The organism is Rhodocaloribacter sp., from assembly GCF_056451265.1.
In genome coordinates this window covers 1-12437 of sequence record NZ_JBWOPL010000090.1, presented here as the reverse complement: position 1 = coordinate 12437, position 12437 = coordinate 1, and the positions used below count along the sequence as shown (strand labels likewise).

The 12437-nt window shown below is 66.2% G+C and carries 12 protein-coding genes; 3 read left to right on the top strand and 9 right to left on the bottom strand.

Features of this window, described 5'->3' with window-relative positions; translation table 11 throughout:
* Positions 1-7 precede the first annotated feature (7 nt).
* Together AC1HIY_RS15060 and AC1HIY_RS15055 are read left to right on the top strand one after the other, a co-directional pair.
* Entirely contained in the window at positions 8-613 is a 606-nt protein-coding gene (locus AC1HIY_RS15060; protein ID WP_479577622.1) for a flavin reductase, read from the top strand.
* Positions 614-618: 5 nt separating this feature from the next.
* On the top strand, positions 619-1824 hold the full coding sequence (locus tag AC1HIY_RS15055; protein ID WP_479577621.1) for a M20 family metallopeptidase: 1206 nt from the start codon (positions 619-621) through the stop codon (positions 1822-1824).
* Between the two features lie 178 nt (positions 1825-2002).
* On the opposite strand, the gene AC1HIY_RS15050 is transcribed toward AC1HIY_RS15055, so the two are convergent.
* From AC1HIY_RS15050 to AC1HIY_RS15015, 8 genes are all read right to left on the bottom strand, one after another.
* Positions 2003-2464, bottom strand: coding sequence for a YybH family protein (locus AC1HIY_RS15050; RefSeq protein ID WP_479577620.1), 462 nt, complete (start codon positions 2462-2464; stop codon positions 2003-2005).
* Between the two features lie 29 nt (positions 2465-2493).
* Positions 2494-3027: an RNA polymerase sigma factor gene (locus AC1HIY_RS15045; RefSeq protein WP_479577619.1), complete on the bottom strand. Its 534-nt coding sequence runs from the start codon at positions 3025-3027 to the stop codon at positions 2494-2496.
* Between the two features lie 22 nt (positions 3028-3049).
* Positions 3050-3517 (bottom strand): hypothetical protein, encoded by a 468-nt coding sequence (locus tag AC1HIY_RS15040; RefSeq protein ID WP_479577618.1) that lies wholly within the window; start codon positions 3515-3517, stop codon positions 3050-3052.
* A gap of 2 nt (positions 3518-3519) precedes the next feature.
* Positions 3520-3909, bottom strand: a complete 390-nt coding sequence (locus tag AC1HIY_RS15035) for a DUF302 domain-containing protein (protein WP_479577617.1) — start codon at positions 3907-3909, stop codon at positions 3520-3522.
* Positions 3910-3991: 82 nt separating this feature from the next.
* Positions 3992-7144 carry an efflux RND transporter permease subunit gene (locus AC1HIY_RS15030; RefSeq protein WP_479577616.1) on the bottom strand — a complete coding sequence of 1051 codons (3153 nt, stop codon included), beginning with the start codon at positions 7142-7144 and terminating at the stop codon, positions 3992-3994.
* A 39-nt stretch (positions 7145-7183) separates the two neighbouring features.
* The gene (locus AC1HIY_RS15025) at positions 7184-8734 is read right to left on the bottom strand and encodes an efflux RND transporter periplasmic adaptor subunit (RefSeq protein ID WP_479577615.1); all 1551 of its coding nucleotides are present in this window, start codon (positions 8732-8734) and stop codon (positions 7184-7186) included.
* Positions 8735-8754: 20 nt separating this feature from the next.
* Positions 8755-10071 carry a TolC family protein gene (locus AC1HIY_RS15020; protein WP_479577614.1) on the bottom strand — a complete coding sequence of 439 codons (1317 nt, stop codon included), beginning with the start codon at positions 10069-10071 and terminating at the stop codon, positions 8755-8757.
* A gap of 148 nt (positions 10072-10219) precedes the next feature.
* Positions 10220-10684, bottom strand: coding sequence for a hypothetical protein (locus tag AC1HIY_RS15015; RefSeq protein WP_479577613.1), 465 nt, complete (start codon positions 10682-10684; stop codon positions 10220-10222).
* Positions 10685-10983: 299 nt separating this feature from the next.
* Between AC1HIY_RS15015 and AC1HIY_RS15010 the strand changes: the two genes are divergently transcribed.
* Positions 10984-11268, top strand: coding sequence for a DUF493 domain-containing protein (locus AC1HIY_RS15010; protein WP_479577612.1), 285 nt, complete (start codon positions 10984-10986; stop codon positions 11266-11268).
* 388 nt (positions 11269-11656) lie between these two features.
* On the opposite strand, the gene AC1HIY_RS15005 is transcribed toward AC1HIY_RS15010, so the two are convergent.
* Positions 11657-12437 (bottom strand): putative metalloprotease CJM1_0395 family protein (locus AC1HIY_RS15005; RefSeq protein ID WP_479577611.1); only part of this gene is annotated, 781 nt, incomplete at its 5' end.

The window sequence follows — 12437 nt, the reverse complement described above, 5'->3', positions numbered from 1 at the left end:
ACGGACCATGAAGCCAACCGCCGATGCCCTTGTGACGCTGGACGTCGAGACGCCGATCTGGGACGAGTTCTTCCTCGTCAACCCTCTCGTGGTCGTGGGCACGCGGGAGCCGGACGGCCGGTTCGACCTCGCGCCGAAGCACATGGCCTTCCCGATGGGGTGGGACAATTATTTCGGCTTCGTCTGCACGCCCCGGCACCGCACGTATCACAATGCGAAGCGCGAAGGCGGTTTCACGGTCAGCTATCCAAACCCGGATCAGGTCGTGCTCGCGAGCCTTTCGGCCGGTCCCCGATGCGCCGACGACACGAAGCCCATCGTGGAGCTTCTTCCCACCTTTCCCGCCCGTGTGGTCGAGGGCGTGTTGCTCGAAGACGCCTACCTGTATTTCGAGTGCGCGCTCGAGCGCGTCATCGACGGCTTCGGTGTGAACAGCCTCGTCACGGGGCGCATCGTGGCGGCGTACGTGCGGGAGCGGGCGCTCCGAAGCTGGGACCGTGACGACAACGAGGTGGTGCGCGACGCCCCGCTCCTGGCCTATCTTCAGCCCGGTCGCTTCGCCGTCATCCGCGAGAGCCAGGCTTTTCCGTTCCCCGATCATTTTGAACGTTAGCGACGATGACCGAGCGGGTGCGCGCGTTTTTCCATGAGCACCGGGACGATTTCATCGCCTTCACGCGGGCGCTGGTGTTGGAGGAATCTCCCTCGACGCGGCCCGAGGCGCAGGCGCCGGTGCTTGGCCTGCTCGCCGAGGCCTTCGAGGCGCTCGAGTTCGAGACGCTTCGGCTGCCGGGCCGGGCGACGGGCGGGCAGCTCTATGCGCGTCCCCGGACGCGGGCGCGGGGCGCTCCGTGCCAGCTCCTGATCGGCCACTGCGACACCGTGTGGCCCCTCGGCACGCTCGCCGAGATGCCCTTCGAGCGGCGCGACGGCCTCGTGCGCGGGCCGGGGGTCTTCGACATGAAGGCGGGTCTCGCGATGATCGTCTTCGCCCTCCGCGCCCTCCGCACGCTCGGCCGCACGCCCACCGTCACGCCGCTCGTGTTCGTCAACTCGGACGAGGAGATCGGCAGCTTCGAGTCGCAGGCGCGCCTCGAACGTCTCGCCCGTGTCTCGGACCGGGCGCTCGTGCTCGAACCCGCGCTCGGACCGTCGGGGAAGATCAAAACGCGGCGCAAAGGCACGGGCGACTTCGAGATCGTCGTCCGGGGGAAGGCGGCGCACGCGGGCCTCGCGCCCGAAGAAGGGCGGAGCGCCATCCTCGAACTGACGTACGTGGTGCAAAAGCTCTTCGCGCTCAACGACCCGGCTACGGGCGTGACGGTGAACGTGGGCACGCTCGAAGGGGGCACGCGGGCCAACGTCGTCGCGGCGGAGAGCCGCATCCGGGTGGACGTGCGCGTGCCCACGCGGGAGGACGCCGCGCGCGTGGAGGCCGCCATCCGCAACCTGAAGCCGACGACGCCGGGCGTCACGCTCGAGATCCGGGGCGGCATGGAGCGGCTCCCGATGGAGCCGACGCCCCGCAACCGGGCCCTCTGGCTCCGGTACCGCGCCCTCGGCGAAGCTGCCGGCCTCCCGCTCGAAGAAGGCCTCGCCGGCGGCGCTTCGGACGGCAACTTCACCAGCCGCTACACCGCCACGCTCGACGGCCTCGGAGCCGTCGGCGACGGCGCACACGCCCGCCACGAGTTCATCGACCTCGAACGCACGCTCGAACGCGCGATGCTCCTGACGCTCCTCCTCATGGAACCGCCCCTCCACACCGCCCCTTGCCGAGACGCCGACGTCCTCGTCTCGGCAAGGCCCGAAGGTTCGGTGTGAGGGTGGGCCGTCAGGGGCTCGCGCCTCCCGTGTCGATCTGAAGAGGATGGGGCAACGGGCGCGTGCCGATCTCGACCCGCCCCACACGTCGCTATGGCGGGGCCGCGTCCTCCGCCGTGCGCGGCGGCGTCGGGGCGCTGACGCCCTTCGGAGGATTGCCCGGTACCCCCTGCGGCGACTACCGGCGGCCCGAGGACCAGTGGACGGCGGCGATGCGCCAGCCGCCGTCGGTGCGGCGGAGGACCATCAGCTCGACGGAGTTCATGTCGATGTCGCGGTCGCGGTAAGCGCCGTGGAGACGGCTCCCGGAGACCATCCACGCGGCGTCGCCCAAGACGGTGACGCGCCGCTCGCCCGGCTCGCGCGTCATCGCCCGGAGGAAAGGCCCGTCGCTGAGGAAGTGGTGCGAGAGGTAATCGTGCGCCGTCTCGATTTTCCCCCCTTCGAGGATCGCGGCGTCGCGCGTGAGGAGCGCGCCGGCGGCTTCGGCGTCTCCGGCGATGATGGCCTCACGAAACTGCTCGGCCACGGCGACGACGGCGGCGGAGTCGGAGGGTGCACTCATCTGCGCGAGGGCGTTCGCGCTCGTGGCGGCGAGGACGAGGAGGAAGAGGAGCGTGGGGCGTGCGTGCGTTTTCATGAGGCTTCAGGTTGGTGTGGGGAGGGTGGTCAGGGCGTCCGACAGGTGCAGTCGAGGCAGCCGTGCGTGGCGCAGACGCCGCAGGTTTGCTCCAGCCTTTGGCGCAGTTGACGCCGGGCGCGGTGACGGCGCACCTTCAGGTTGTCCCGTGTGATGCCGAGCCGCTCGGCCGTGGCGCGTGGGTCTTCGCCGCCGAGGTCGAGGGTTCGGATGAGCAGGGCGTAGTCCGGATGCATCGTTTCGAGGAGGGGGTACAGGCATTGGCACAGCGCCGCTTCGTCCTCCTGCTCCGGCGCGGCGGGCTCGCCTTCTTCCGGGAAGGGGCCGAGGTGCTTCCGGGCCGTCCGGCGGCGGCGGTAAGCATCGGTGATGGTGTTGTTGAGGATGCGGTAGAACCAGGGGAGAACCCGGTCCTCGTCGCGGAGCGACGGCGCGGTTCGGAGCGCTTTGAGGAGGCTGTCCTGCACGAGGTCCGCCGCCAGTTCCGGGTCGCCCACCTTGCGGCGGGCATAGGCGAGCACCTCGGTCAGGCTGCCGAGCAGCCGGGCTTCCAGAGTCTTCATGATGCGGCGGCATGGCCCGGCGTCAGCCCGACGGGCGCGTGAGAGGTCGGCGGCGTGCGGCGAGGAAGACGCTCAGCGCGGGCAGGAGCGTCACCTGAACGATGGGCGAGAGCCCGACCGCCGCGCCGCCGACGCTGATCGTGGGCATGAGCGCGGTGTATTCCCAGAGCCCGAGCGCCCGCGCCAGCCATTCGAGAAAAACGCCGGCGACGAAGCCGGTGGAGAGGAGCGCCGCATAGCCCCGCCCGTCCGGAGGGTCCAGATGCGCGGGGCCGGCCAGCCGGAGGGCGAGGTAGGCGACGCCGAGGACGATCCCCACATCGCCGAAGATGGCGGCCCACATCCAGAGCGTTGCCTTCCAAAAACCCCACGACCACATGTCGTAGAGCACGGTGCACTGCCCGAACTCCCAGAGGGCGTTCAGGATCAGGCCGAACAGCGCGATGCGCCGGGCATGCGGCAGGCTTCCGGGGCGGGGCTTCGGCTCCATCGTCACAGCCGCTCGATGACCGAGCGGAGGCGGTTCCGGACCTCTCCGGCTACTTCGGCGAGCGTCTCGTTCTCGACGGCCTGCATCGACGCCACGGGATCGACGGCGGCCACCTCGGTCTTGCCGTCCTCGGTCACGCGCACGATCACGTTGCACGGCAGCATCGTGCCGATCTTGTTCTCGACCTGGAGGGCCTGATGGGCAAAGTGCGGATTGCACGCGCCGAGGATTTTGTAGGGGGGCATGTCCACGTCGAGCTTCTTCTTCATCGTGGCCTGCACGTCGATCTCGGTCAGGATGCCGAAGCCTTCCTTCTTCAGCTCTTCCGTCACGCGCTCGATGACTTCTTCCACGGGGGCGTCGAGGGTGCGGGCGAAATAGTATTCAGCCATGGTCGTTTCGGTTTGGGTTGCATGAAAATACGTCGGGGAACGGATGCATGATACGGATTGAAAATCGGCGGGGCGTTCGGGGTCAGGAAGCGGGCCGTTCGGGTTCGTCGGCGCCCCGGATCTCGCGGGCGAGTCGGCGGACGTGCCGGGTGCGCCAGAGCAGGTAGATCGTCGGGAGCACGAGCAGGCTCAGCACCGTGGTCGAGATCATGCCGCCGACCATCGGTGCGGCGATGCGTTTCATCACCTCGGAGCCGGTGCCGTGCGCCCACATGATCGGCAGCAGGCCCATGATGATGGCCGTCACCGTCATGGAGATCGGGCGGATGCGCTGGGCCGTGCCCTCATAGATGGCCTTCTTGAGGTCGCCGAGCGTGAGCATCTCGCCCCGGTTGACCTTGTTCTTGAAGGCCTGATCGAGGTACGTGAGCATGATCACCCCGATCTCGGCGGAGACGCCCGCCAGCGCGATGAAGCCGACCCCCACGGCCACGCTCAACTCGTAGTCGAGCAGGTAGAGGATCCAGATGCCGCCCACCATCGCGAAGGGCAGCGAGAGCATCACGATCAGGCTTTCGGTGACGTTCTTGAAGTTGAAATACAGCAGCAAGAAGATGATCAGCAGCGTGATCGGCACCACGATGCGCAACCGTTGCTGCGCGCGTTGCATGTATTCGTACTGCCCGCTCCAGACAATGTTGTAGCCCTCGGGCAGGTCGATCCGCTCCTCGACGACGCGCTGCGCGTTTTGGACGTACGTGCCCACGTCGATGTCGCGGATGTCCACGTAGATCCACGAGGTCTGCCGGGCGTTTTCGCTCTTGACCACGGGCGGGCCCTGCGTCAGTTCGAAGTCGGCCACGTAGCTGAGCGGGATCTGCGCGCCCGAGGGCGTGGGGATGAGCACGCGTTGAAGCGCCGGCAGGTTGTCGCGCAGCTCGCGGCTGTAGCGCACATTGACCGGATAGCGCTCGAGGCCCTCGACGGTCTGCGTCACGTTCATCCCGCCGATGCCGGACATGATCACGTCCTGCACGTCGCCGACGGTGAGTCCGTAGCGGGCGGCCTCCTCGCGCTTGATGTGGTAGTCGAGGAAGTGGCCGCCGACGGTCTTGTCGGGGAAGGCGCTCAGCGTGCCGGGCACGTCCTGGAGCGTCACGGCGATGCGCTGCCCGAGGTCGGAGAGCGTGGCCAGGTCCGGCCCCATGATCTTGATGCCCACCGGCGTCTTGATGCCCGTCGAGAGCATGTCGATGCGGTTCTTGATGGGCATGGTCCACGCATTCGTCAGGCCGGGGAACTGAAGGGCGGCGTCCATCTCCCGGATGAGCCGGTCGGTGGTCATGCCGGGCCGCCACTCGTCCTCGGGCTTGAGCTGGATCGTCGTCTCGATCATCGACAGGGGGGCGGCGTCGGTCGAGGACTCGGCCCGTCCGATCTTGCCGAAGACGGTGGCCACCTCGGGGAAGCTCTTGATGATCTTGTCCGTCTGCTGAAGCAGTTCTCTGGCTTTGGTGATGCTGATGCCGGGGTCGGTCGTAGGCATGTAGAGCAGGTCGCCCTCGTTGAGCGGCGGCATGAACTCCGAGCCGAGGCGCGAGAGCGGATAGAGGCTCACCACCAGCAGCGCCGCCGCCGTCAGCAGCGTCGTCCATTTGAAGCGGAGGACGGTGTGGATGAAGGGATGATACACCCATATCAGAAAGCGGTTGACGGGGTTCTTGTGCTCGGGCATGATTTTGCCTCGGATGAAGTATCCCATCAGCACGGGCACGATGGTGACGGCCAGCAGCGCCGCCGCCGCCATCGAGTACGTCTTCGTGAAGGCGAGCGGCTTGAACAGCCGCCCCTCCTGCGCCTGAAGCGTGAACACCGGCAGGAACGAGAGCGTGATGATCAGCAGCGAATAGAACAGCGCCGGCCCCACCTCCTTCGAGGCGTCGATGACGATCTGCCAGTGGTCCTTCTTCCCGGCGTCGCGCTCGAGGTGTTTGTGCATGTTTTCGATCATCACGATGGCGGCGTCGACCATGGCGCCGATGGCGATGGCGATGCCGCTGAGGGACATGATGTTGGCGTTGAGGCCCTGATAGTACATCACCAGGAACGCGATGAGGATGCCCATCGGAAGCGTGAAGATGGCCACGAAAGCGCTGCGGAAGTGGAGCAGGAAGAGGATCGTCACCAGCGCCACGATCAGGCTCTCTTCGAGCAGCTTGTCCCGGAGGTTGTCGATGGCTCGTTCGATGAGCCCCGAGCGGTCGTAGGCGGTGCGGATGGTGACGCCTTCGGGCAAGCCGGCCTTGAGGGTTTCGAGCTTGGCCTTGACGGCGTTGATCGTCTTGAGGGCGTTCTCGCCGAAACGCATCACGATCACCCCGCCGACGGCTTCGCCCTCGCCGTTCCACTCGGAGAGCCCGCGCCGGAGCTCCGGCCCCAGGTGTACATTTGCGATGTTGCGGATCAGGATCGGCGTGCCGCTGTCGTCGACGCCGAGCGGGATGCTCTCGATGTCCTCGATCGACTCGATGTAGCCGAGGCCGCGCACCATGAACTCCGTCTCGCCCATCTCCACGAGCCGCCCGCCGACGTCGTTGTTGCTGCGCTGAAGCGCCATGCGCACCTTCGAGAGCGGGATCCGGTAGGCGAGCAGCTTGTTCGGATCGACCTCCACCTGGTACTGCTTCACGAAGCCGCCGATGGAGGCCACCTCCGAGACGCCCGGCACGCTCATGAGCTCGTACCGGAGGAACCAGTCCTGTATCGAACGGAGCTGTTGGAGGTCGTACTGGTCGCCGCCATCGAGGACGTATTCGTAGACCCAGCCGACGCCGGTGGCGTCCGGCCCGAGTGTAGGCGTGACAGACGAGGGCAGCCGCCCGGCTACATAGTTGAGGTATTCGAGCACCCGGCTCCGCGCCCAGTACATGTCCGTGCCGTCCTCGAAGATGACGTAGACGAACGAGAGGCCGAAGAAGGAGTACCCGCGCACGTCCTTGGCGAAAGGCACCGCCAGCATGGCCGTCGTCAGCGGATAGGTGACCTGATCCTCGACGACCTGCGGGGCCTGCCCGGGAAACTCGGTGAAGATGATCACCTGCACGTCGCTCAGGTCGGGGATGGCGTCGATCGGCGTGTTGAGCATGGCATAGAGCCCGCCCAGCCCGATCAGCACGGTGAAGATGATCACCAGCAGGCGGTTGTTGACCGAAGCTTCTATGATCTTTTCGAGCATGATGGTTCTCTTCTCAAAATGGACTGGATGGGGGCGGGCTCAGTGCTGGTGCTCCGTCGCGGGGGCGCTCTCGTCCATGCCGGGCATGGCCTCGGCGGAGTCGGCGGGGGCGCTCTCGTCCATGCCGGGCATGACTTCGGAGGGCTCGACCGCCGGCGTCGCCCGGTCGCTGAGCATCTTCTGAATGGCTTCCTGCAGGCGGCTCTCGCTGTCGAGGAGGAACTGCGCCGAGATGACGATCTCTTCGCCGTCGAGCAGCCCGCCGAGCACGCGCACGTAGTTGTTGCCCGGTCCGCCTTGCTCGCCGAGCTTGACCTCGCGCGGCTCGAACTTGCCCTCGCCCCGGGCCACGAAGACGAGCGTCCGCTCACCCGAATGGATGACCGCTTCGGTCGGGATGACGAGCGCGTCGGGGATGGTCTTGCCGGTCAACATCACGTTGGCGTACATGCCCGGCTTGAGGTCGAGATCGGGGTTGGCGAAGATCACGCGCACGTGCACGTCGCGGGACTTCTCGCGCAGGTACGGATAGATGTACGAGATGCGCCCGGTGTACTGCTTGCCGGGCAGATAGGAGAGCTCCATGTCGACGCGTTGCCCGACGTTGATCCACGGCACTTCATTGTCGTAAAAGCTGGCGTGGACCCAGACGGTGCGCAGGTCGGCGACGCGGAAAAGATCCTGCCCCGCCTTGAGGAACGCGCCTTCGGTGGCGTTCTGATTGACGACCACGCCGGAGTTGGGCGCTTTGAGCAGGATGGTCTTTTTGATCGCTTCGGTCTGCTCCAGCCGCTCGATTTCCTCGGGGGGGATGTCCCAGTATTCGAGCCGTTTCCGGACCGAGGCCAGGAGCTTCTGGGCATCCTCGCGGGCTTCGGGCAACGTGCTCTTCATGGCAATGCGGTAGTTCTTGAGCGCCAGCAGGTATTCCTCCTGCGTCGTGACCAGCTCCGGCGAATAAATTTCCATGAGAGGATCGCCGGTCTGCACCTCGTCCCCGACGAAGTTGACGTAGAGCTTCTCGATCCAGCCCGAGATTTTGGCGTTGACCACGTAGACGCGTTCCTCGTCGTACTGGACTTCGCCCACGGTGCGGATCATGCGGGAGAAGTCCATGCGCCGGACGCGGTCGGTGCGCACGCCCATGTTTTGCACCACCGCCGGATCGATCCTGACCGTTCCGCCCGATCCGAGACCGGCTTCGTCTTCATAGACGGGGATGAGGTCCATGCCCATGGCGGATTTGCCGGGATGGTCGTAGATCTCGGTGGGGTTCATGGGGGCCTGCCAGTAGAGGATCTTCCGCTCCTTCTTCGGCGCTTCCTGGTCTCCGGCGGCCTGCCCTTCGGCGGCCTGCCCTTCGGCTTCATCGGCATAGACGGGGACGAGGTCCATGCCCATGGCGGATTTGCCGGGATGGTCGTAGATCTCGGTGGGGTTCATGGGGGCCTGCCAGTAGAGGATCTCCCGCTCCTTTTCGGCGGCCGGCGCGGTCTCTTCGGGCTCGGGCGCGGTGGTCAGGCGACCGGCGAAAAAGCCGACGACGAGGGCCAGGATCAGCAGCGCGGCGGCAAGGATCAGTTTTTTCATGACGATCTATGGGGAAACAGTTATTTGAGGTCGGCGAGGCTGTCGAGGCCGAGGGCGCGTTCGAGGGCGGCGGCGGCTTTGAGGTAGCGCGCCAGCGTGTCTTCGTAGCCCGCGCGAAGCGTGAAGAGCATGCGTTCGGCGTCGAGGAGGTTGAGGAAATCGGTGCGGGCGGTGGTGTAGGCGCTGAGGGTGGCGGAGAGCGTGGTCTCGGCCTGCGGGAGGAGCACCTCGCGGTAGAGCTTGAGCTGCGCATCTTCCTGCCGGAGCCGGGTCATCAGGTCGGCGATCTGGGTCTGGAAGGCGGTCTCGAGGGCCTGTTGCCGGGCCGCGACGCTCCGGCGCCCGAGGCGGGCCTCTTCGAGCGCGGCGTGGAGCCGCCCGCGCTGGAGCGGCACCTTCACGGAGAGCCCGATGCCCAGGGCGTTGCGCCCGTCGGCGCTCGGCGGCACGTCGCCCGCGCCGATGTCGAAGAAGGTCACACTCACGCCGAAGTCGGGGAGGAACTGCTTGCGGGCCAGCGCGATCTGCGTCTCGGCGCGCAGGGCGGCCGCCTCCAGCGCATCGGCTTCGGGCCGCTCCTGCAGGGCGATGGCCGCCAGCGCTTCGAGGTCGAGGGGAGGCGTCGGCGGCAGCGTCACCCGGATCTCGGCCTCCGGCGTGGCGGCGACGGGACGGTCGAGCAGGCGGCTCAGGCGCTCGGCGGCCGTGCGGCGCAGCCGGGCGAAGTCGAGCGCGCGCTTCGAGAGCGTGTTGCGTTCGAGCTGCGCCTTGAGGATCGCCTGCTGTGAGCCCCGCCCGACTTCGAACTGGGTGGCGGCTACCTCCTCGAAGTCGCGCAGCCGGTCCTGAAAGTCGAGGATGAGCGCTTCCTGCTGCTGAATGCGATAGAGCTCGTAATAGGCCTCTTTGACCTGAAAAGCGAGGTCCTGGGCGAAGGTCTCGGTCTCGTACCCGGCGATATCGGCGCTGAGGTCGGCGAGTTCACCCTTGAGGCCGAGCTTGCCGGGGAAAGGGATCTTCTGCTCGACGCGCCACTGGGTGCGCTGCGTGCCGCGCGCCGTGAGCACGGGGAAGGGCTGGTACGTGAATGCGAAGGTCGGGTCGGGCAGGGCCGAGACCTGGCGGCTGCGTGTGCCGAGCGCCTCGGTGCGAAGCCGCTCCGCTTGCAACGAAGGGTTGGCGGCGCGCACCGTGGCAAGCAATGCCGGGAGGTCCAGCGTGCGGAGGGTGTCCGTCGCCGGCGCCTGGGCCAGGGCCGTGGAGGCGCACAGGGCCAGAAGAACGGGAAGGGTCGCCCATCGCCGGACGGGCGGGGCGAGCGAAGTCAGGGTGTGCATGGAGAACCTTGAGACGTGAACGAGTCGTGGACACGCATCCTCCACAGTCATCGCGTCCGGGCAGGGCCGGCAGGTCGGGAGGGGTGTTCATCAGACGAGGAGCACGGCGCCCAACGTCAGAGGCGGGCGCGCGTGATGCTCACGGTTCTCAACGCAGGAGCACGGCGTTCAGGAGATAGAGCGTCGGGGAGAAGGCCGGGAAAGCTTCACCGGGTCGGAAAAGCGTCGTCGCCCGGGAGACATGCGCCGGCGCATCCGAGGGATGGGGCGGCGCAGGGACGAGCAGCAGCTTCGAGAGCGTTTCCGAGGCAGGCAGGGAGGGCGTGAACACGCCGTCGTCCCCACATTCGAGCACGCAACAGGTAAGGCAGTTCGTTCCGTCGGACGTGGACCACTCGGGGAGGGCCGACGGAAGCGTCGACGCGGCATGATCCGCCATGGCATGCGCGACGTCGGACGGGCCGTGACACGAGACGCCGGAGGGCGCATGCGCTTCATGCGGGGCATACGGCGAGGCGCACAGAGGCTGCAGCAACGGAGCGCTTCCCCCGAAGAGCAACGTCAGCGCCATCAGGGACGCCGCCAGGCGGTATGTGCGAAGCGCGACAAGCATGAGACCCGCAGGTTGAAAAGATTGGAGCGTTAACCGTAGCGTAGAAGGTGAAGTTCCGTTCCATAGACGCGCCGTCCCCGAAAAGGTAACACCCGGTCGCATCGTCCGTGCGCCCGGCAGGAGAGACGCCTCTTTTTGAAGCGGAAACGAGCATGGCAGCGTGTGCGTATGAAAAACTTCGTGACTGAAAAATGGATGAATGCGGGGGAAGACTCTGGAAGCGAGGTTGCTCCCGCCCGGTAAATACACAGGACTTTTGTGAGGATGATATGCAGAAGCGATGGAATGGAAAACTTTCCTTGATCAAGTCGGAGCCGGCTCAGGGCGAAGCCTGGTGGAGCCGCTTCCGTTCTCTGCTCGATGAACAAAACGACTGGCCGAGCGAGTACCTGTTCAAGTTCATCGTTCCGAAGGCGAGCCTCGAAGCGATGAAGGCCGTCTTCGGCGAACATCCGGTTCAGGTGCGCGCCTCGAGCAAGGGCAACTACCTCAGCGTGACGGCCCGCGTCGAGATGCAGTCGAGCGAGGAGGTCGTCGCCGTCTATACCGCCGCCGGTGAGGTGGAGGGCGTCATCTCTCTGTGAAGCGCGGCCTTTTTGCCGCCGCTGAACAGTGCTCCTCCAATAAATCCGGAGCCCCGTTCCGTCCCTGCGCGGAGCGGGGCTCTGCGCGTTACCCCCGGACGCACTGCCGGATCCTTTTTTCGGCGTCTCAAACGAAGCTCATGAGGACGCTCTTCAAACCGGGCTCCACCTTCGCGCAAAGCCGTTTCCACGGAGCCTGCCGTCGCGGAGGCGGGAGGAGGCAGGGCGACGCTCATCAACCGGATCTCCGATCGGGGTCGGAGACGACCTGCTTCCGAAGCGTATGGCGGGCATGAAAAAAACCGGAGCCGGAGAACGAAGCATCGAAACGTTCCGCTCCCCGGCTCATCCCCCCATAGATCATCCGCACAAAAGGATGACGAGTCCATCACGCATATCGGTCTACGTAATTGGCCGGGAAAGCCTCGAAAAGTCGCTCCTCCGACCCGGAAAAAGCGCCGGAGCCGGTCGAGGTGTCGGGATGGAAATTGGAGGGCTCCCTGGATTCCATTTGCTCCGTGTTCTCGGTAAGGGTGCTCCTGGCGTTCATCGTTGGAATGTGGATGCGCGTGCGCGAAAGGGCCTGAAACGGGGCATTCGCGCCGGAATTTTTCTCTTTCTTCCGTTCCTCAAGTCGCTGAAGTTTCAGTTCCTGCCGGGCCTTCATCTCCATGCGCGCGGCTTTCTGGGCGATGCTGCGGTCCGCCGGCGAGGGATCCTTCGCGGCAAGGGCTGCCCGCCGCACGACCCGGGCCTTTTCCATGGTAGCCTGCGGGTCGCCGGGCACGGGGCTCGTGTCGATCTTGACGTGTCCGCCGATGGCGTACTGCTTGCCGTCGGGGCCGGTCTGGTACTCATACTGGGGCGGCCCCTGCGCATATGGACCGGCGGCGCCAAGGTGCGCGTGTTCGTGGCGTCGCACTTCGGCGTCGCGTTTCTTCAGCTCTCGGACCTGCTTCTCCTCCGCCGGAGTCAACTTCTCCGGTTTGCCTGTCGCCCCGACGCGGTTCGGCTGCTGTTTGGTGGCGGTCTGCTCTTCCACGGGGCCGTCCACGGGGTTCTCGCGCGCATCGGCTTCCTCCTGGCGCACCCGTGCCTGCATGCTGTTCGGAGCATGGGCATAGGCCGAAAGGGCCGGAGATGTGGACGATACGAACATGGCGTATCCG

Coding starts and splice junctions, on each gene's coding strand:
- AC1HIY_RS15060 (WP_479577622.1), top strand. CDS start 8: ATGAAGCCAACCGCCGATGCCCTTGTGACGCTGGACGTCGAGACGCCG.
- AC1HIY_RS15055 (WP_479577621.1), top strand. CDS start 619: ATGACCGAGCGGGTGCGCGCGTTTTTCCATGAGCACCGGGACGATTTC.
- AC1HIY_RS15050 (WP_479577620.1), bottom strand. CDS start 2,464: ATGAAAACGCACGCACGCCCCACGCTCCTCTTCCTCCTCGTCCTCGCC.
- AC1HIY_RS15045 (WP_479577619.1), bottom strand. CDS start 3,027: ATGAAGACTCTGGAAGCCCGGCTGCTCGGCAGCCTGACCGAGGTGCTC.
- AC1HIY_RS15040 (WP_479577618.1), bottom strand. CDS start 3,517: ATGGAGCCGAAGCCCCGCCCCGGAAGCCTGCCGCATGCCCGGCGCATC.
- AC1HIY_RS15035 (WP_479577617.1), bottom strand. CDS start 3,909: ATGGCTGAATACTATTTCGCCCGCACCCTCGACGCCCCCGTGGAAGAA.
- AC1HIY_RS15030 (WP_479577616.1), bottom strand. CDS start 7,144: ATGCTCGAAAAGATCATAGAAGCTTCGGTCAACAACCGCCTGCTGGTG.
- AC1HIY_RS15025 (WP_479577615.1), bottom strand. CDS start 8,734: ATGAAAAAACTGATCCTTGCCGCCGCGCTGCTGATCCTGGCCCTCGTC.
- AC1HIY_RS15020 (WP_479577614.1), bottom strand. CDS start 10,071: ATGCACACCCTGACTTCGCTCGCCCCGCCCGTCCGGCGATGGGCGACC.
- AC1HIY_RS15015 (WP_479577613.1), bottom strand. CDS start 10,684: ATGCTTGTCGCGCTTCGCACATACCGCCTGGCGGCGTCCCTGATGGCG.